The sequence below is a fragment of the Actinoplanes sp. NPDC049265 genome (genome assembly GCF_043197135.1).
Taxonomy (GTDB): Bacteria; Actinomycetota; Actinomycetes; order Mycobacteriales; family Micromonosporaceae; genus Actinoplanes.
Genome location: NZ_JBICSP010000002.1, coordinates 713,300 through 733,721 on the forward strand (window position 1 = coordinate 713,300; position 20,422 = coordinate 733,721).

Below are 20,422 nucleotides of genomic sequence, written 5' to 3' on the forward strand. Positions count from 1 at the left end.
GGTACCCCCGTACGGTTACGGAGTGACCGACGAAGCACCCCTGCGCCGTCGGGACGCGCCGGAGGATGCAGTCGACGGACCGGACGCAGTGCCGCCCGCCCAACCCGAGCCTGGCGGTCCCGTCCCGTTGACAGCCCCCCGTGAGGGCACCCCACGCCCGGTGGAAAGCACCGATGAGCTGGCCGAAGTCGTCGCCCGGATGGCGGACGGCACCGGTCCGGTGGCGGTGGACGCCGAGCGTGCCTCGGGCTACCGCTACACCCAGCGCGCCTATCTGGTGCAGCTGCGCCGGGCCGGCGCCGGGACGGTGCTGATCGATCCGCTGCCGCTGGCCGACCTGCGTACCCTCGATGCCGCTCTAGCCGACACCGAGTGGGTTCTGCACGCCGCCAGCCAGGATCTGGCCTGCCTGGCCGAGCTGGGCATGAAGCCGCGGCGGCTGTTCGACACCGAGCTGGCGGCCCGGCTGGCCGGCTTCGAGCGGGTCGGGCTGGCCGCGCTGACCGAAAACCTGCTCGGCTACACGCTGGAGAAGCACCACTCGGCGGCCGACTGGTCGACCCGGCCGTTGCCCGAGTCCTGGCTGACGTACGCCGCCCTGGATGTCGAGATGCTCACCGATCTGCGCGACAACCTGGCCGCCGAGCTGGACCGGCAGGGCAAGGCGGCCTGGGCCGCCGAGGAGTTCGCCGCGCTGGTGGCCAGCACCGACCGCCCGCCCAAGGTCCGCCCCGACCCGTGGCGCCGCACGTCCGGCATCCACCGGGTCCGCGGCGCCCGGGCCCAGTCCCGGGTCCGCGCCCTCTGGTACGCCCGCGACGGTGTCGCCGCCCGCCGCGACTCGGCGCCGGGCCGGGTGCTGCCCGACTCGGCCATCGTCGCGGCGGCCGAGCTCGACCCCAAGGACGAGCGGGCCCTGCTCGCCCTGCCCGGCTTCGGTGGCCGCTCGGTGCGCCGGCTGGCCCGGGTCTGGCTCGACGCGCTGGACGAGGCCCGCGCCCTGCCGGACGACGCGCTGCCGGTGAACCAGCCGGTCGAGGGTCCGCCGCCACCGCACCGCTGGGCCGAGCGCGACCCGGTGGCCGCCGCCCGCCTGCAGCGCTGCCGCCAGGTGGTGGTCGGCACGGCCGAGGCGCACACGCTGCCGCCGGAAAATCTGATCAGCCCGGACTTCGTCCGCCGGCTCGCCTGGGCCCCACCGGACGAGATCAGCCCGCAGACCGTGGGCGACACGCTGCGGGGCTTCGGCGCCCGCGCGTGGCAGGTCGGCCTGATCGCCGAACAGCTGGCGGATGTGTTGCCCGACCCTTCTTCGGCGGTGTCTGGCGAGGCGTAGTTACTGACGGGTAGCATTCCTTACGACACCGCGCTTTGTCAGGAGGCTTGCTGTGCCCCGTGAAGTCCGGGAGGTCGTCTTCGTCGACGGCGTCCGCACCCCGTTCGGCAAGGCCGGCGGCATGTACGCCGAGACCCGCGCCGACGATCTGGTGATCCGCTGCATCCGAGAGCTGCTGCGCCGCAACCCGCAGCTGCCGCCCGAGCGGGTGGAGGAGGTCGCCATCGCGGCCACCACCCAGACCGGCGACCAGGGCCTGACCATCGGCCGCACCGCGGCGCTGCTGTCCGGCCTGCCCAAGACCGTGCCCGGGTACGCCATCGACCGGATGTGCGCCGGCGCGATGACCGCCGTGACCACGGTGGCCGGTGGCATCGCCATGGGCCAGATGGACATCGCGATCGCCGGTGGCGTCGAGCACATGGGCCGGCACCCGATGGGTGAGGGCGTCGACCCCAACCCGCGGATCCTGGCCGAGAAGCTGGTCGACCCGTCGGCGCTGGTGATGGGCTCGACCGCGGAGAACCTGCACGACCGGCTGCCCGGCGTCACCAAGGAGCGGGCCGACGCGTACGGACTGGCCTCGCAGGAAAAGACGGCCAAGGCCTACGCCAACGGCAAGCTGCAGCCCGACCTGGTCACCGTGGCCACCCGCAGCGCCGAGCAGGGCTGGGGCCTGGCCGCGGCCGACGAGGCGCCCCGCGAGACCTCGATGGAGAAGCTGGCCACGCTCAAGACCCCGTTCCGGCCGCACGGCCGGGTCACCGCGGGCAACGCGGCCGGCCTGAACGACGGGGCCACGGCGGCGCTGCTGGCCGACGAGGCGACCGCCCGCGAGCTGGGGCTGCCGGTCGCGATGCGGCTGGTGTCGTACGGCTTCGTCGGCGTCGAGCCCGAGATCATGGGCTACGGCCCGATCCCGTCGACCGAGAAGGCGCTCCGGCTGGCTGGGCTCACCATCGACGACATCGGGCTGTTCGAGCTCAACGAGGCGTTCGCTGTGCAGGTGCTCGCCTTCCTCGACCACTTCGGCATCGCCGACGACGATCCGCGGGTCAACCCGTGGGGCGGCGCGATCGCCGTGGGCCACCCGCTGGCCTCCTCCGGCGTACGGCTGATGACGCAGCTCGCACGGCAGTTCGCCGAGCACCCCGAGGTCCGTTACGGCCTCACCGCCATGTGCATCGGCATCGGCATGGGCGGCACGGTCATCTGGGAGAACCCGGCCTGGGAGGGCAAGTGATCGAGAACCCCAACGAGGTCGTCACCAAGGCCCTAGTCCGCACTCTCACCGTCCCCGGCCTGGACAAGCCGGCCGCGCTGATCACTCTGGACAACGGCTTCGACCACAAGAAGCCGAACAGTTTCGGCCCGGCCGGCCTGCAGTCGCTCGATGCGGCCATTTCGTCGGCTTTGTCGGCCGAACCGGCTTTCATCGCCATCACCGGCAAGCCGTACATCTTCTGCGTCGGCGCGGACATTACCGGCATGCCGCTGATCACCGACCGCGACCAGGCCGTCTCGTTGGGGCAATTGGGGCATAGCGTCTTCGCCCGGTTGCGCGACTCCGACATTCCGACCTTCGCGTTCATCAACGGCGCGGCGCTCGGCGGTGGCCTCGAGGTCGCCCTGCACTGCCACTACCGCACGGTCTCCGGTGGCGCCGCCGCGCTCGGCCTGCCCGAGGTCGCGATCGGCCTGGTCCCCGGCTGGGGTGGCAGCCAACTGCTGCCCAACCTGATCGGCATCGCCGGCGCGGCCCAGGTGATCCTGCAGAACCCGCTCACCCAGAAGGTGCTGCGCCCCAAGCAGGCAGCCGAGCTGGGCCTGGCCGACGTGCTGCTGGAGCCGGCCGACTTCCTCGAACGCTCGCTGGAGTGGGCGGCCGGAGTGGTCAAGGGCGAGATCCAGGTGACCCGGCCCGAGGTCGACAAGGACATGTGGGACGGCGTGCTGTTCTTCGCCAAGCAGCAGCTCGACGAGAAGCTGCACGGGGCCGTCCCGTCCGCCAACAAGGCGATCGAGCTGCTCGCCCTGGCCAAGGACGCGTCGTTCGCGGACGGCACGGCGGCCGAGACCGAGGCGCTGGCCGACCTGATCATGGGCGACGAGTCGCGGGCCAGCCTGTACGCGTTCGACCTGGTCCAGCGCCGGGCCAAGCGCCCGGTCGGCGCCCCCGACAAGGGACTCGCCCGCACGGTGACCAAGGTCGGCATCGTCGGCGCCGGCCTGATGGCGTCCCAGCTGGCGCTGCTGTTCGCCCGCCGGCTGCAGGTGCCGGTGGTGCTGACCGACCTCGACCAGACCCGGGTCGACAAGGGCGTCGGGTACGTCCGGAAGGAAATCGAGAAGCTGGCCGGCAAGGGCCGCCTCGACGCCGGCACCGCCGCCAAGCTCACCGGCCTGGTCAGCGGCTCGGTCGACAAGTCGGTGTTCGCCGACGCCGACTTCGTCATCGAGGCGGTGTTCGAGAACCTCGACCTCAAGAAGCAGGTCTGGGCCGAGCTGGAGAAGATCGTCGCCCCCGAGGCGGTGCTGGCCACCAACACCAGCTCGCTGTCGGTCAGCGCGATGGCGGCCGACCTCGAACACCCCGAACGGCTGGTCGGCTTCCACTTCTTCAACCCGGTCGCCGTACTCCCGCTGCTGGAGATCGTCCGCGGCGAACGCACCGACGACGCCACCCTGGCCACCGCGTTCGCCATCGGCAAGGAACTGCGCAAGTCCTGCGTACTGGTCAAGGACGCGCCCGCGTTCGTGGTCAACCGTCTGCTCACCCGCTTCACCAGCGAGGTGTTCGCGGCCATCGACGCGGGCACGCCGCTGGAGACGGTGAACACCGCGCTCGACCCGCTGGGCCTGCCGATGCGCCCGATCCAACTGCTCCACCTGGTCGGCCCGGCCGTCGGCCTGCACGTCGGCGAGACGCTGCACCAGGCCTTCCCGGACCGCTACGGCGACAGCCCCAACCTGCACCGGATCGTCGAGGCCGGCCTGCCGCTGATCGTCGACGACGAGATCAACCCCGAGGTGGTCAAGCTGATCGAGGCCGGCGCCGAGCCGCTGACCGGTGATCAGGTACGGGAAAAAGCCCTCGACGCCCTGGCCGGCGAGATCCGCATCATGCTCGACGAGGGTGTCGTGGCCGAGGCACAGGACATCGACCTGTGCATGATCCTCGGCGCCGGGTGGCCGTTCCACCTCGGTGGCGTGACGCCCTACCTCGACCGCAGCGGCACCGCCGAGCGGGTCACGGGCAAGCGCTTCCTGCCCCGCGGAGTGGCCAGCCTGCGCGGCTGATGTCAGGTATCCGACGCCCCCGTGCCGCGATCCGGCGCGGGGGCGTCCGCGCAGCTGGCGCATGATCGGTAGGCTCCGGCGGGCCTAGTCGTACCGCCCTGGAGAATAGATGTCACAGCCGCCATACCCGCCTCAGCAGCCGGACCCGTACGGCCAGCCCTACGGGCAACAGCCCGGCGGCTCTTCATACCCACCGCCCGGCGGCCCTCAGGGTTATCCGCAGCCGGGCGACCCTCAGGGTTATCCGCAGCCCGGCGCCCCTCAGGGCTACCCGCCGCCGGACGGCTCCCAGGGCTACCCCGGCGCTTCCCAGAGCTACCCGCCGCCCGGTGCTTCCCAGGGCTACCCGCCGCCGGGCGGCCCTTCGTACCCGCCGCCTCCCGGTGGGCCGATCCCGCAGTACGGCGGTCCGCAGCCGCCGAAGAAGTCCGGCGCCCTCAAGGTCGTACTGATCGTGGTCGGTGTGGTCGCGCTCCTCTGCGTGGCCGGCATCGGCGCCACCTTCTTCTTCGCCAAGGACAAGGTCGAGGAGATCGCCGACGGCGCCAAGATCACCGTGGCCGCGCCGGCCACGCTGGGCGGACGGGAAAAGATCACCGACCCGGCGATCGCCCGGGCCGCCGACCAGATGGACTCCGAGCTGGGCAAGGTCGCCGGGGCCACCAGCTCGGTCGGCGCGATGTACGGCGACGCCCAGAAGCAGGACGTGGTCATGGTGGCCGCCGCCTCCACCGTCTCCGGCTCGGCCCAGAGCCGCTTCGACGAGTTCAGCAAGGGCCTGGCCTCCGGCGGCGTGCGGACCGACAGCCTGACCGCCACCGACCCGGGCCCGCTCGGCGGCATCGCCAAGTGCGGCGAGACCAGCCAGGCGGCGGTCAAGATGGCCGTCTGCGTCTGGTCCGACAACGGCAGCACCGGCATGTTCGCCATGCTGTTCAAGTCGAAGGCCGACCTCGAGAAGGAATTCGTCACCCTGCGCGGCGAGGTCGAGAAGAAGGCCTGACTCCTTTCGATGCGGCGCGGATCACATGGCGGGATCCGCGCCGTTATCGACCGGTCGGCGTGATCTCGCCCTGCCCTCGGGTGACGACATGCCCTGATCACGGCACTAGAGTTCCGCCTGTTACCCACCCGATGGAGCTTTGATGTCGCAGCCGCCGTACCCAGGTCCGCCCGATCCGTGGTCGTCCGGCCAGCCCTCGTCCGGTCAGCCGTCGTCCGGCCAGCCGTACCCTGGTCAGCCGGCGTCCGGTCAGCCCTCGTCCGGCCAGCCCTACCCTGGTCAGCCGGCGTCCGGTCAGCCGTACCCTTCGCAGCCGGCGTCCGATCCGTACGCGCAGCCGCAATACCCGCCCACCCAGCCGTACCCGGCCGCGCAGCCCTATCCCCCGCAGCCGCCGCAGCCGCCGCAGCCGGGCGCGTACCCACCGCCGCCGGACTACAGCCCTCCCCCGCCCGACTACGGGCAGCAGCAACAGCAGTACGCGGCGCCCGGCTACCCGCCGATGACCGCCGTCCCGGCCGTGCGAAAGAAATCCCGGGCGCTGCCGATCACTCTCGTCTCGATCGCCGTCTTCCTGGTCCTCTGCGTCGGCGGCACCACCGCAGTCGTGCTGGTCGCGCGCAACACCGCCAACTCGGTCGAGAACAACGCCCAGAACTACACGCCGCCGACGCTGCCCAGCATCGACCCGATCGACCCGATCGACCCGGCGCCGACCACCGAGCCCCCGGCCGCCAAGACGATCACGATCGTCGAGCCGAGGACCCTGGGCGGCCGGCCCAAGCTGACCGACGACCAGTTCCAGGACGTCACCGACCAGCTCAAGGCCGACCTCGGGAAGATTCCGAACGCCCGGAACACGGTCGGCGCGCTCTACGGCCAGGTCGCGAAGCAGAACATCGTGGTGATCGCCGGAGTCGAGGCGGATGTCGACAACCCGTCCCAGGAGCTGAGCGGCACGTTCCTCGGCGCCGGGGTCGGCGGCCTCAAGGTGACCGGAATCACGTCGATTTCGGCCGGCCCGCTCGGCGGGGTCGCCAAGTGCGGCAAGGCCGACGCCTCCGGTATCGACATGGTGCTCTGCGGCTGGGCCGACGAGGGCAGCGTGGGCTGGATCATCTGGTACTTCAAAACGATCAGCAAGGCCAAGACCGAGTTCGCCGCCCTGCGGGGACAGATCGAGAAGTCAAGCTGACACACGGTCAGGTGTGATCACGTACGTCTATCGATCGAGAAACGAACACGACGCGGTTCTCCTCGGAGGGCCGCGTCGTCATCTTCACCGGTCAGGATGGGCCGTCCTCCCCGAGTGAAGGAGTAACCGTGCACCTCCCGCAGCTTCGCCGCGTCCGCTGGGCCGTCCGTGCGACCCTGCTCCTCGGGGTGGCCGCATCGGTGACGGCCAACATCCTGCACGCCCTGGACAATCCGATCAGCCAGGCGATCGCCGCCTGGCCTCCGCTGGCGCTGCTGCTCACGGTCGAGCTGATCTCCCGCGTCCCGGTGCACCGCCGCTCACTGGCAGCGGCCCGCCTGGTGGCCACGGCGACCATCGCGGGCATCGCCGCCTGGGTGTCGTACTGGCACATGGCCGGGGTGGCCGCCAAATACGGCGAGACCGGCGCCTCGCCGTACCTCATGCCCCTCTCGGTCGACGGCCTGATCGTGGTGGCCAGCATCTGCCTGGTCGAGCTCTCCGGCCGCATCAACACCCTGGAACGCCCCGCCGCGCCGCCGCACCGGGCCGACCCCCGGCCGGCTTTCGTCCCTCCGGCCACCCACACCACCGCGTCCGACCCAGCGACCGCCTACCCAGCCACCGCACCCGCGTCCGCCTCCTTGTCGACCGCCTCCGCAGCCACCACCTCCGCGTCCGGCTCCCTGGCGACCACCTCCGCGTCCGGCTCCCTGGCGACCACCTCCGCGTCCGGCTCCCTGGCGACCACCTCCGCGTCCGGCTCCCTGGCGACTTCACCCGCAACGGCGAGGTCCGGTGCGAGCACCGCCGCCGCCGTCGAGCGCGCGGCGGCCACCGGAGCCCTGCCCCCGCAGGTCGCCGCCGAGATAGCCGACCTCCTGGCGGCAAAGCCCCAGCCCACGCCGTCGGCCACCGCCGCACCGCACGCGGGCCCAGCCCGCACCGCGCCGCAGACAAGCCCGTCCCGCACCGCGCCGCCGGCCGTTTCCGGCCGCACTGCGCCGCACCCGGCCCCCGCACCCCGCCACGCCGGAACCAGCCGCCCCGTAGCCCCCGCCCCCGCGGGCCGCGCCACCCCGCCCGGCGCCAGCATCCCGGAACTCAAGCCGGAGGCGACCAAGCAGTCCCGCCAGCCCGCGCCGCCCAAGGTCCGCCGCAGCCCCGCCGAGACCATCGCCGAGGCCCACCGCATCCGCGAGAACGACCCCGCCATAACCGACTCGGCCCTGGCCGCCGCCCTGGGCATCAGCACCGCCCGCTGGCGCACCATCCGCCGCGAGTCCGACGACCGCACCATCGCCGCCTGACCAACAAAAGCGCCCCGACCCACCACCGCCAAACCCAGTGGTAGCCCAGAGCGCTGGCACACCCAGACACCGCCCAGGGCTACCACCCCCAAACCCAGTGGTGACCCAGCGCGCTCGCACACCCAGACACCGCCCAGGGCTACCACCCCCAAACCCAGTGGTGACCCAGCGCGCTCGCACACCCAGACACCGCCCAGGGCTACCACCCCCAAACCCAGTGGTGACCCAGCGCGCTCGCACACCCAGACACCGCCCAGGGCTACCACCACCAAACCCAGTGGTAGCCCTGAGCGCTCTCGCACGCTCGGACACCGCCCGGGGCTACCACCATCAAACCGGTGGTAGCCCCGGGTGGGTCACTTGAAGCGGTAGGCCCGGATCACGGTCTGCGCGACCGACGACCCCTTGCCGTCAGCCGCGCTCAGCCGCAGCGACACGTAGCCCTTGCCCTTCGGGTAGGTCACGTGCGCCAGCCCGCCCGGCCCGACCGGCAGCTTCCGCCAGGTCTTGCCGTCGTCGAAGGACACGTCCGCGGCCAGCGCGCGTACCGCGACCTTGGCCCCGGTCTGGTCCTGCGCCCACAGCGGCAGCACCCCGGGGCCGCCCGGCACGCTGTTCGACGCGTCCACGGACGGCTGGTAGCGGACGGCGAACACCGGCAGCGTCGCCCATTCGTCGCCCGCTGGCTTGGCCGAACGGAACGTGAAGGCGACCGACCGTGACGTGGACAGCCCGGCGTACCCGGGGCTCGTCACCGTCTGTTCGATCCGGTAGGTCGACTCCGCGTCGGGCAGGCCGTCCGCACCTGTCGCACTGCCCTCGTAGTCGCCGATCAGCTCCCCGTCGCGGTAGATGCGGGAGGTCATCTCCGCGTCGTTGTCGAAGCCGGGGTGACCGGCCCCGTCGGCACTCTGCGGGATCACCGCGTTGATGGTGCCTCCTCTGCGGGCCAGCCACTGGTACCGCGAGTTGAAGGCGACGCCCCACGGCGCGGCCCCCCACACCTGGTGCTTCCGCTCGCCGGCCCGGTGTACGCGCGGCGTGTCGCGCCAGAACGGGCCGTTCATGAAGCCCATCTCGTCCATCGAACCGATCTGCGTCTCGAGTTCCCAGCGCATCGCGGGGTCGGTGCTGAAGTAGTTCACCCGGGTGGCCGGCGCCCCGACCGCAACCGATCCGCCGCCGATCTGCCCGCCGGCGCTGTTGTAGACGGTCGCGTACTGCCGGGCGGTGTCGCCGTCGGCGACAGCCCGGATCGTCTGCACCTCGGTGGCCAGCTCGGCCGCGCGGAAGGTGCGCCGGTATTCACCGGCCAGCAGGGTCCGGCCGGGCACGTACTCCGACACGAAGTACGCGTACGGGCTGTTCAGCCCCCGCCGCCCGGAGTCCTTGCGGGCCCACGCGCTGGACACCGCGCCGGTCAGCTCGGGCTGGCCCGGTGCCGACGGATCGGCCATCCCGACCCGGACGTCGGCGAGCGATCCGGCGGTCGTACCGAAACCGATGGCGCTGCCGTCCACCGAGCCGGTCACGCTGATGGCGCCGGCGAGGGACTCGGCCGTCTTGTCCGGCACGGCCTGGCTGACCGGGGCGGCGGTACGGGCGTCGAAGGTGACTGTGGTGTCGCCGGTGACGTCGACGACCGGCTGGAACATCACGGCCACGGGCGAGTCCTCGGTCGGTTCGCTGTAGATGTACGAGCCGACCGAGTAGCGGCCCTTCGGCAGCCGGAGCGTCACCTGCCCGCTCGGGTCCCACGGCAGCGCGAAGTAGTCACCGGTGGGCTGGTAGATCTCGGCCAAGTTGTTGGGCGTGAGCTTGCCGTCGGGGCCGATGTTGCGCAGCGTGACGGCGTACCGCTCGTCCTCCTTCTGCACGGCGACCGGCGTGGAGACCTGGCTGGTCCCGGCGGTGGCGATGATCCGTCCGGTGTAGGCCCCGGGCGCCACGTCACCGGTGGTGTCGGCGGTGACTGTCACGTCGGCCGATCCGCCGGCCGGGATGGTCACGCTGGTCGCGCTGAGCCGGAACACCGAACCGGTCAGGGCCAGGGCGGCGGTCACGTCGGCCGTACCCGTGTTGCGGTAGGTCACGGTCTTGGTCAGGGCGGTGTCCTTGTCGTGCGGCCAGTGCCGCAGCCCGAACGAGACCGCGGCCGGCTCGCTGGTCAGCGTCTGGGTGATCGCGCGGGCCACGTCGACCCGTCCGGCCCCCTGCTCGAACGGTCCGGCCGCGCCGTCGGGCTTGGCCGAGGCCATCAGCACGGTCTTGAGCCGGGCGCCGTTCCAGTCCGGATGCTGCTGCGCGAGCAGGGCGGCGGCCCCGGCGACGTGCGGCGTGGCCATCGAGGTGCCGCTGAGCGACTGGTACGTCTCGGGGTAGTCGGCGGCCGGGGTACCGATCTCGGACCCGGCGGACCGCGCCGCGACGATGTCGACGCCGGGCGCGGCGATGTCCGGCTTGATCGCGCCGTCGAAGGAGCGCGCCCCGCGGCTGGAGAATTCGGCCGTACGGTCCGACTTGTCGACCGCGCCGACCGTCAGCGCCGCGTCCGCGCTGCCGGGTGACCCGATCGTCTCGTCCGCGCCGGAGTTGCCGGCGGCGATGACGAACAGCGCCCGGGTCTGCGCCGACAGCGTGTTGACGGCCTCTTCCATCGGGTCGATGCCGGCGAAGTCCTCGCCGCCCAGGCTCATGTTGATCACCCGGGCGTGCTGCTCGGCCGCGGCCCAGTACATGCCGGCCAGGATCGCCGAGTCGGTGCAGCCGCGCAGCTCGCACACCTTGCCGTTGAGGATGGTGGCGTCCGGCGCGACGCCTTTGTATTTCCCGCCGGACGCGGCGCCGGTGCCGGCGATGGTCGACGCTACGTGGGTGCCGTGGCCGTCGGTGTCACCGGCGGTCGGTTCGGCGCTGAAGTTCTGCGAGGTCACCTTGCCCTTGAGGTCCGGGTGTTCGGCGTCGACGCCGCCGTCGAGAACGGCGACGGCGAGGCCCTTGCCGGTGTATCCGGCCTGCCAGGCGGCCGGAGCGCCGATCTGCGGCACGCTGACGTCGAGGACGCGCTGCCGCACGCCGTCCAGCCAGATCTGCTGCGACGTGGTCTTCAGCGTGTCCCACAGGCTCTTGGCCTCGGCCTTGCGGGCGGTGATGGCGACCCCGCGGACGGCCGGCAGTTCACGGCCGATTTTCCCGCCGGCCGCGGTGATGGCCTGCTTGGTGCCGCGTACGTCGGCCTTGGCGCGATATTTGACGATCAGGGGTACGGTGCGCCGCGCCGCGTCGTCGTAGCGCAGGCGGACGAGTTCGGTGACGTCGAACAGCCGCCGGTCGGCCCGCTGGGTGTGCAGCAGCGGCACGGCGTCGGCCGGCACCACCAGCAGGTGCCCGTGCAGGACCGAGGTGGTGAAGGTGATGTGTTCGCGGCCGGGCGCGGGGTCGATCCGGGCGGTGGTGGCATCGGGCCGGGACACGGTCACCCGGTCCCCGGTGACCAGGGTCACGGTGTGACTTCGACCGGCCGGAGCAGAAGCGGGCGCGGCGTCCGCGGGGCCGGCGGACAGACCGGTGGCGGCCACGAGCACGAAGCTCGCCACCACGGCCGCGCGCCGACTCACATTGATGGGCGTCATGCCCTGATGACGGCACGACGCCCCAAAAGGTTGCTTCGCCCTACTGCCCGGTGGCTATGCCCAGGCCCTTGGGTTTGGGGACGCTGGCCGTCGCGGCCACCACCGGCGTCTTGTCGGCCCCCGGCAGCGACACCGTGACCTCGAGGCCGCCGCCCTGCTGGGCCACGGCCGAGACGGTGCCGCCGTGCGCGTCGCACACCGCCCGGACGATCGACAGCCCCAGCCCCGACCCGCGCGACCCGGTGCGTTCCCAGCCGCCCCGCCGGAACGGCTCGAACAGGCCGGGCACATCGGCCGGCTCCACCTCGTACCCGGTGTTGCCGACGATCAGCCGGGCCTGGCCGTCGACGGTGGTCGTCCGCAGCCAGAGCTTGCCCATCAGGTGGTTGTAGCGGATCGCGTTCTCGATCAGGTTGCCGGCCAGCCGGTCGAGCAGGCTCGGGTCGCCGACCACGGGTGCCGCCTGCAGGTCGGTCTCCACGTTCAGCTTCAGGCGTTCGGCCTCGGCCTTGACCGCCGACAGGGCGTTGTAGACCGAGGTCGCCAGGTCGGCCGGGACCTTGCGGACCAGGCGGCGGCCGGACTGGGCCTCGCTGCGCGCCAGCACCAGGAGGGCGTCGACCAGGCCGTTGGCGCGTTCGGAGGCGTTGCGGACGACCTTGGCCATGCGGCGGTACTCGGCCACGTCGGCCTCGTCGTCGCTCAAGGTCACGTCGATCTCGGTACGCATGACGGCCAGCGGGGTACGCAACTCGTGCGACGCGTTGGCCACGAACCGCTTCTGCGACTCGAACGCCCCGGCCAGCCTGTCCAGCATGGCGTCGAAGGTGCGGGCCAGCTCGGCCACCTCGTCGTCCGCCCCGGCGTACCGGATCCGCTGGTCGAGGGTCTCCTCACCGAGCCGCTGGGCGGTGGCGGTGACGTTGTGCAGCGGGCGCAGGGCGCGACCGGCCACCGCGTACGCCCCGGCGATGCCGATCATCCCGATCGCGAACAGCGCGACCAGCCCCTTGACCAGCAGTTCCTGCGACGCCCGCTCGACCAGGTCGGTCTGCCAGTCGAGGGCGTCGAGGGTACGCCCGTCGGAGAGCACCACCTGCGTGCCCTGGCGCAGCTCGTCGGCCGGGTGCAGCGCGTCGCCGACCAGCAGCCAGGCCAGCAGCACCAGGATGGCGCCCGCCCCGACCAGCAGGATGCCGTTGAGCAGGGTCAGCCGCAGCCGCAGGGTCGGCCGCAGCCAGTTGCGTGCCTGGTTGCGGCCGAGGTAGACGGTCACGCCGAGCCGCCGGGCGACAGCACGACGGGCTCGGGGACCCGGTAGCCGGCACCGACCACGGTCTCGATCAGCGGCGGGTCGCCGACCTTTTTCCGCAGGGTCATGACTGTCACCCGGACCGTGGTGGTGAACGGGTCGGTGTTGGCGTCCCAGACCCGCTCCAGCAGCTCCTCGCTCGACACCACCCCGCCGCGGGCCTTGAGCAGCTCCTCGAGCACACCGAACTCCTTGTTGGTGAGGTCGATCGGGGTGCCGCCGCGGGTGACCACCCGGCGGGTCTGGTCGAGCACCAGGTTGCCGACGGTCAGCACCGGCGGCGCGACCGGCGTGGCCCGGCGGCCGAGGGCCTGGACCCGGGCCACCAGTTCGTCGAAGGCGAACGGTTTCGGCAGGTAGTCGTCGGCGCCGAGCTGCAGTCCCTCGACCTTGTCGGCGACGGTGCCGCTGGCGGTCAGCATCAGCACCCGGGTCAGCGTGCCGGAGGCGACCAGCGCCGCGCAGATCTCGTCGCCGTGCATGCCGGGCAGGTCACGGTCGAGGACGACCACGTCGTACCGGGTCACGTAGGCCATCTCGTGGCCGGTCGGCCCGTCGTACGCGACGTCCACCGCCATGCCTTTGCGGCGCAACCCGCGTGCGATCGCGTCGCACAGGTTCCGCTCGTCTTCCACCACCAGCACGCGCACGTCCGCGCCTCCCGATCGACCCGCCCGGCCCAGCCTCCCCGCCGTCCCGTGAAACGGCGGTGAGGTCCCGGAATAGCAGGCTACTTCAGGGGTGACAGCCGGGCCGAGGCCTCGCGGTCAGCCGGTGGTTCCGGCTCGCTCGCTCGCCGGCATGTCGTTGGACGTGGTCACGGCGACGCCGGGCCAGCGCTTGGCGATCCGCGCGGCGACGGTCACCCCGGCCAGGCCCTGGACGACGATGCGCCGGGTGTGGTCCCCGTCCAGCTTCGGCAGCACGTCCCGCGCGATGATCCGCCACAGCGCCTGTGACCGTCGCACGTTGGCGTAGTACCGGCCGTACAGGGTTCGGTGGATCTTGCCGGAGGCCCGTTTCTGGAAGCGCTGGACGGTGATGGCCACCGCCTCGGCCTGCGGGCTGCTCCCCTCGTGGGCACGGGCGCGCAGGTAGCCGGTGACGCGGCGCGGGAACCCGTCGACGACGAAGCGTTCCAGCCGGGGTACGAAGAGCTTCTCCTCCCGCTCCCCGACGGTGTGCAGCCGTACGCCGGCGTCGAAGCCCTCCGTCCACGGACCGGTCTTGGTCACGATCAGGTCGACAGCGAAGCCGGCCCTCCGCGCCTCCTCGACCAGCTTCCGCACCCGGTTGCCGTTCGGCGGGTCCAGCGCGACCACGACGTACCGTTCGGCGTCGGGGGCGGGCAGCGGCACCGGGGCCGGCGCGGGGGCGCCGTGGCCGGGCAACGCGTTCGTGGCCGTCACCTCGGCGAAGACCGCCCGCAGCTGCTCGCCCACGGCCTCGCGGCCGTACCGGGCCCGCAGCTGCTCGCGGGCCGCGGCCAGGTCGAGATCGGCCCAGCCGGCCTTCAGCCGCCGGTATCCCTCGACGATGACCGCCGGGTCCTCGGTGACCTCGAAGAGCACGCCGCCGACGCCGTCCAGTCCGGCCATCGTCTCGGCCGGACCCTGACTGCGGGCGACCAGCACCGGCGTCCCGGTCGCGACCGCCTCGACGATGGTCATGCCGAAGGTCTCGACGTGGCTCGCGTGCACCAGCACGTCGTGCCGTTGCATCAGGCCGGCCACCTCGTCCGGCGGGACCGCCGGGTGCTGGGTGACCCGGTCGGTCAGACCCATCTCCTTGATCCGGTCCCGCAGGTCGTCCTCCAGCAGGCCGGCACCGACCAGCGTGAGCGTGGCCCTCGGCTCCTCCGACGCGACCTTCCCGAACGCCTCGAGCAGGGTGAGTACGCCCTTGTGGGCGAGCATCCGGCCGACGTAGAGCCAGCGCAACGGCTCGGCCGGTGGTTCCGGGCGGACCGTGAAGCGGTCGAAGTCGATGGGGTTGGGCACGATCCGCAGCTTGTGCGTGTATTGCGGGAACTGGGCGGCGACCAGGTCGTAGAGATATTGACCGACGCAGAGCAGCCGGTCGACCCGGCCGAGCATCTCGCCGTACATCCGGCGGGCCCGGCGCTGGCCGAACACCTTGGGCAGGAACGTCGCGTGCTCGGTGACCACGATCCGGGCGTCGTCGCGGGCCAGCGCGGCGGCGATCGCCCCGCCGTAGTGCCCGGTGTGGGCGTGGATCAGCGGCGCCTCGATCCGCCCGGTGGGCAGGGTCGCCTCGAGCCGGGCGGTCTGTGCCCGGGCCCAGGCCGCGTAGTCCTCGCCGATGGCCAGCGACCACGGCACCCGGGTCAGCTCGCCCTCGTCGGTGTCCTCGACGACCCGGCCGCCGGATTTCTCGGCCAGCCGCTCGAACGAGGTGCGCAGGAGCGTGCCGGTCAGGCCCTTGGGCTGGTAGTACCAGTTTTCGGTGTGCAGGGTGATGACCCGCTCGTAGCCGCTCAGGACCGTGCCCGTGGTCGCCTTGACGAAGGCGCCGGCGAACGGGTCGTCGGGCGAGGGGTACCACGGTGTGACGACGGCCAGGTCGGCCTCGGACGTGGTCCGGGCCGGCTCGGCCGACGGTTCGAGCCGGATGGCCAGGCCGCCGTGCGACCGGCGGGCCTCCTCGGCGATCACGGTCGCCTCGGGATCACCGGCGATGAGCAGGTCGGCCGAGGACAGCGGGCCGCCCCGGCGCAGCAGGGTCTTGCGGGCGGCGGCCAGTGTGGCGCCGACGTCGCCGGAGCCGAGGCGTTGCACGGTCACGCCGTCGGCCGGGGTCAGCCCGGCCCACTCGGCCCGGTCGGCGACGACCAGGAGCACCTGGGCGCCGGTGGCGGCCAGGTCGGCGGTGTATCGCTGCGCGGCGCGCACCCGGCGGCCGCCGAGGGCCAGATAGACCACGGATTGAGTACGGTCGTTCACTGTCGAATGCCCCTACTTCACCATCGCGCGCAGGCGCTGTTCCCAGGGGCCGAGCGTAGCGTCGCGGGTGTAACGCGCCGCATGAGCCAGAGCCGATTCAAAGGTGGAACGGTCCATCTTGCGAGCGGACTCGCCCGACGCGATCAGTGCCTGTGCGACGGCGTCGGGCGTCAGCTTGTCCTCGGCCGTCCACATCGGGTAGTCGCTGAGCACCTCGGACGCCGCCAGTCCGGGTTCGTGCACCGAGACGATCGGCTTACCGGTGGCCATGTACTCGAAGACCTTGCCGGAGGTGACGTAGCGGCTGCCGGGCACGCAGAAGACCAGGACGTCGGTGCCGGCGTAGACCGAGTCGGCCTCGGTCTTGCTGAACGCGCCCATGTAGTTGACGCCGTACTCCTCGTACGGGTCGATCCGGGCGCGGATCGGGGCGATCTCGTGCGGCCGGAACCCCAGGTGGCCGTGGATGTTGAGCTGGGAGCCGGCCATCACCGGGTGGGGCCGGGCCAGCCGCCAGCCCTCGAAGAGCGTCTCGAGCGGCAGGTAGCTGGTGACGGTGCCGAGGTAGCTGAAGGTGAGGGGCTTGTTCGGGTCGGATTCCCGGAACTCCGGCCGGCCCAGCAGTTCCGGCTCCCAGCCGTTGGGCACCACGGTCATCCGGTCGGCCGCGAACGGATAGCGGTCGCGGTGCCACTGGCGCATGCCGTCGTTGACGAAGACCACCTCTGACGCGCGACGGAGGACCTTTTCCTCCCAGCGCATGACGTGGCCGCCTTCGGGGAACCGGACGGTCTCGGTGAACTGGTTGAACGTCCAGGCGTCGCGGTAGTCGACGACGTACGGCACCTTGAACCAGCGGCCCAGCTCGTGGGCGGCGGCGAAGGAGACGAACGGGTTGCCGGTCGCCAGCACCAGGTCGAACTTGTCGCGCATGTGCTGACGCATGGCGGTGTTCAGGACGCTCGGCATCCAGCCCAGGTAGGGCTCCTGGAAGATGCGCCGCTGGGCCAGGTTGTAGAGGTTTTGCATCGCGGTGGGAAAATTGCGACGCATGGTGGAGAACCGCCGGATGTCCTGCTCGAACGGGAACATGTTCATCGCCGGACGAACAACCCGGACACGCGGGTCGATAGTGGTCTCGAGCGCCGGGTCCGAGGCGCCGTCGAGGTAGTGCTCGAAGAACTCGCGCGGCGCCGTGTGCACCGTCACGTCCCAGCCCTTCTCGGCCAGGTGGTTGGCGGTCGCACGCGCGCGGAAAACTCCGCTGGCCCGGCTCGGCGGGAAATAGAACGACAGGTAAAGCACGCGTGGCGCCCGGGGCGAGGGGCCGGCATCTGCGGAGACGCCACTTCCGGTGGCGGCTCCGTGGGCGGTTTCTACAGCTGGGGCGGTGAGAGGCCGCGGCATCGAGGTATGTCCTAGCGGTGTCGGCTGGCTGCTTGGCGGGTCGGCAAGGGGTGGCTCGGGGCGGAGAGAGACGGCGGCTCCTCGGGCATGGTCCGCAGGCCCCGGGCCCACTTTATCGGAGAATCCGGGCCGATCTATCTGAGAGGAGTTTTCGGGTTCCGCAGTGTACGAGATGCGGGCAACGCCGGAACCACCGGTCGGTCGGGCTAGGAGAGGCGCCACAGTCCGACGGAGGCGTCGATGCGGCGGCACACCAGCACCTCGGCCGTCGTCTGACAGTCACCGGACACCTGATCGGCCGCGCCCAGCACCCGGATCCGCAGGGTGTCCGGGTCGAGCCGGGCGTAGTGCACCGTGTCGCCGGAGAGCTGCTCGCGCAACCCGATCACGGTCCCGTCGGCGCCGGCCGCCCCGACCGAGTGCCAGCGACCGAAATCGCCGCGTACGTCCCCGGTGTCGGCATCGAGCACCGAGATCACCCGGCCGCGTTCACCCGGCTCGTTCTCGGTCGCCAGCAGATAGCGCCCGGCCTGGTCGGCGTAGTTCCACCGGGTGCCGATCCAGCGCCGCGCCCCGGTCTCCCGGTCCAGCAGCCACAACCCGCCCTGCCAGCCCAGCGAGCAGATGCCGGTGGCGCAGTCGCTCTGCACCCACCGCCCGACCAGGTCGAGCGAGGTGTGCCAGCCGCGCCGCAGGTCGGGCAGGTGGTAGGCGTCGGTGCCGGTCGGAACGCCGACCAGGATCAGGTCACCGGCGGTCCAGACCGGGGTGTCGGCTCCGCGGCCCAGGTCACGCGGGTGGGTGGTCACACCGGCGACGATCTTCCCCGTACGCGTGTCCCGGACGTTCAGCTCGCCGGCGTGGGTGGCCGTGACCAGCAGAGCCGGAAAGCCGTCGGGCCCGACCGCGGCCTGATCGGTGAACCCGCGGGCCGGCTCGTCCACGGTCCAGCGCACCGCGCCGGTGGCCAGGTCGACCCCGGACCAGGCCCGCGGCCCGGGCACCGCCCGGTTCTCTCGCAGCAGCGCGAGCCCGGCCACCGGGGACACGCTGAGCAGCCGGGCCGGCCGGCGCCAGACCTCCCGCCCGGTCCCCGCCACCAGCGCCATCGACGCCTCGGTGTCGATCGAGTCGACCTGGTAGGTGACCAGCACCAGCGAGCCGGCGGTGAGCACGTTGACGATCGCGCCGGTGACCCGGGCCGTGGTCCGGGAGACGAGGTGGCCGTCCGGGAGCGTGTACTCGTTGATCACCTTGTCGGTGGCCGGCGCACCGGCCGGGAACGGTCCGGCCTCGACCACGAAGAGCCGGTCGCCGGAGACGAAGGTCATGTCGCCCAGCCCGGCCGCCACGACCACCGGTGGCGGTGGCGGTTCCCGGTGCGCGGCGCCGGTGCAGAGCCCGACCAGCAACAGCGCGAGCAGCAGGAACAGGGGCCGCAGGCGCAGCGGATCGACCGGCGCGGCCACCCGGGTGGGCCGCGTCAGCACACCGAGGTCGATCAGCGCCTCGCCCACGCCCCGATTGTGCGCCCGCCCTCACCTGGCGCGATAGGTGAAAGACCGGCCCCGGTGCGATACGCGAAGAGCCCTACCCGGTACGGAGCCCCTACCCCGTGCGGTACGCGCAGAGGCCTACCCGGTGCGGTACGCGAAGAGGGCCAGGCCCTGCCCGTCACGGCAGATCGCGAGGCCGTCGGCCGCCCGGCACTCGCGGACGATGCTGTCGGCGTACCCCAGGGGCAGGATCTTCCCGGCCCGGAGCATCGCGAAGCTCGTCCTCTTCCCGCCCGGCTCGATCCGCGACAGCACGGCCGGCCCGGCCAGGCCGGGACTGACCGCCGGCCAGTCGCGCAGGTCGTCGGTGGGGCGGCCGGTGGCCGGGTCGACGACCCGCAGCGGCCGCATGGACGTGGCGTCGTACTCGAGCGTGTACCGGCCGTCCGGGCGCAGGCTGACGTCCCGGCCGGTCTGCCACCGGACGACACCGGTCGCCGGGTCGAGCACCTGGACCCCGTCCCGGGTGTGCCGGCAGATGACGGCGTCGCACCGCGCGCCGGTGATCGAGTCGGCCAGCGGCGCGGACTCGGTGCTCCACCGGGGCGCGAGGGTGGCGAGGTCGTACGAGGTTGTCCGGCCCGGCCCCTGGACGACCGCCACGTCGCCGAGCACGTCGACCCAGGCGCCACCGCTGCCCGGGCCGCCCTGGGCCCGCACGCGCCCGGTCGACGGGTCGATCAGCTGGATGCGGTCGGCCGAGACGACCACCAGGTTCCCGCCGGTCCAGGCGGTGAACACGTAGCCCGGCAGCGGCCGCCGCCACAGCTCGCGCCCGGTGCTCAGCTCGACCGCGCGCAGGTCGGTGCGCAGCGGCGGTTCCCGGTACGGTCGCCCGGTGCTGGACAGGTAGATCCGGCCGGGGTCGCCCGAATCGGTGTCGTACTCGGCGCCGGGGCGGAAGACGGTCCAGCTGTCCAGGCCGATACCGGAACGCGCGGACTCGACCCGGCTCGCCGCGGTGAAGACGGTGCGCCCCGTACGCAGATCGAGAACGTCGGTCTTGAAGTCCGGCCGCGACACCAGCACCGTGTCACCGGCGATGGCCACCTGCCCGCCGCGGTATCCCACCGCTTCCGGCGAGACCGAGCCCGGGTTGATCACGACGCTCCAGAGGCGTCGCAGCGGGTCGGCGCGCCAGCCGGTGACCCGGTCGAGCACCCCGTCGCCGTCGGTGTCGGCGCTGGTCACGAAGCGATCGCCGGCACTCGTGAAGGTGCCGCCGGTGGACAGCGGGACCGAACCGAGAGGGCGCCACAGGGCGGGCGCGGCCGGTGCGGCGCCGCCCAGGCCGAGCAGGAGCACGACGGCGGCGATCAGGGCGACCGGGCGGAAGACGTGCAGCGGCGGGCGGGGCGAAGTGACCGGCGCGGTGACGGGCAGCTGATCGAGATCGATCACCGCCACC

Annotated in this window: 13 protein-coding genes; 6 read left to right on the forward strand and 7 right to left on the reverse strand. The window is 72.1% G+C overall.

Going from position 1 to position 20,422, the window contains the following annotated elements:
- Window positions 1-22 precede the first annotated feature (22 nt).
- The 6 genes from ACGFIO_RS08950 (at window position 23) to ACGFIO_RS08975 (ending at window position 8,144) form a co-directional block, all read left to right on the forward strand.
- Complete coding sequence (locus ACGFIO_RS08950; protein ID WP_392823971.1) at window positions 23-1,336, forward strand: HRDC domain-containing protein; 1,314 nt, start codon at window positions 23-25, stop codon at window positions 1,334-1,336.
- Window positions 1,337-1,388: 52 nt separating this feature from the next.
- Window positions 1,389-2,579: a thiolase family protein gene (locus tag ACGFIO_RS08955; RefSeq protein ID WP_392823973.1), complete on the forward strand. Its 1,191-nt coding sequence runs from the start codon at window positions 1,389-1,391 to the stop codon at window positions 2,577-2,579.
- Complete coding sequence (locus ACGFIO_RS08960; RefSeq protein WP_392823975.1) at window positions 2,576-4,636, forward strand: 3-hydroxyacyl-CoA dehydrogenase NAD-binding domain-containing protein; 2,061 nt, start codon at window positions 2,576-2,578, stop codon at window positions 4,634-4,636. Before ACGFIO_RS08955 ends, ACGFIO_RS08960 begins: the two co-directional genes overlap by 4 nt.
- Before the next feature lie 109 nt (window positions 4,637-4,745).
- A complete protein-coding gene (locus tag ACGFIO_RS08965) occupies window positions 4,746-5,639 on the forward strand; it encodes a hypothetical protein (protein ID WP_392823977.1) in 894 nt (297 codons plus the stop codon).
- A gap of 142 nt (window positions 5,640-5,781) precedes the next feature.
- Window positions 5,782-6,834, forward strand: a complete 1,053-nt coding sequence (locus ACGFIO_RS08970; RefSeq protein ID WP_392823979.1) for a hypothetical protein — start codon at window positions 5,782-5,784, stop codon at window positions 6,832-6,834.
- Between the two features lie 128 nt (window positions 6,835-6,962).
- The gene (locus tag ACGFIO_RS08975; RefSeq protein ID WP_392823981.1) at window positions 6,963-8,144 is read left to right on the forward strand and encodes a DUF2637 domain-containing protein; all 1,182 of its coding nucleotides are present in this window, start codon (window positions 6,963-6,965) and stop codon (window positions 8,142-8,144) included.
- A gap of 356 nt (window positions 8,145-8,500) precedes the next feature.
- Here the strand turns inward: ACGFIO_RS08975 and ACGFIO_RS08980 are convergent, their stop codons facing one another.
- The 7 genes from ACGFIO_RS08980 to ACGFIO_RS09010 form a co-directional block, all read right to left on the reverse strand.
- On the reverse strand, window positions 8,501-11,776 hold the full coding sequence (locus ACGFIO_RS08980) for a S8 family serine peptidase (RefSeq protein ID WP_392823982.1): 3,276 nt from the start codon (window positions 11,774-11,776) through the stop codon (window positions 8,501-8,503).
- 40 nt (window positions 11,777-11,816) lie between these two features.
- The gene (locus ACGFIO_RS08985) at window positions 11,817-13,052 is read right to left on the reverse strand and encodes a sensor histidine kinase (protein WP_392823984.1); all 1,236 of its coding nucleotides are present in this window, start codon (window positions 13,050-13,052) and stop codon (window positions 11,817-11,819) included.
- Entirely contained in the window at window positions 13,049-13,738 is a 690-nt protein-coding gene (locus ACGFIO_RS08990) for a response regulator transcription factor (RefSeq protein ID WP_392823986.1), read from the reverse strand. The genes ACGFIO_RS08985 and ACGFIO_RS08990 overlap by 4 nt, the downstream gene beginning before the upstream one ends.
- Window positions 13,739-13,855: 117 nt before the next feature.
- Entirely contained in the window at window positions 13,856-16,051 is a 2,196-nt protein-coding gene (locus ACGFIO_RS08995; RefSeq protein ID WP_392823989.1) for a glycosyltransferase family 4 protein, read from the reverse strand.
- A 12-nt stretch (window positions 16,052-16,063) separates the two neighbouring features.
- Window positions 16,064-17,356 (reverse strand): glycosyltransferase, encoded by a 1,293-nt coding sequence (locus ACGFIO_RS09000; protein WP_392823991.1) that lies wholly within the window; start codon window positions 17,354-17,356, stop codon window positions 16,064-16,066.
- Window positions 17,357-17,664: 308 nt separating this feature from the next.
- Window positions 17,665-18,975 (reverse strand): hypothetical protein, encoded by a 1,311-nt coding sequence (locus ACGFIO_RS09005; protein ID WP_392823993.1) that lies wholly within the window; start codon window positions 18,973-18,975, stop codon window positions 17,665-17,667.
- A 117-nt stretch (window positions 18,976-19,092) separates the two neighbouring features.
- Window positions 19,093-20,421, reverse strand: a complete 1,329-nt coding sequence (locus ACGFIO_RS09010; protein ID WP_392823994.1) for a PQQ-binding-like beta-propeller repeat protein — start codon at window positions 20,419-20,421, stop codon at window positions 19,093-19,095.
- Window position 20,422: the final 1 nt, after the last annotated feature.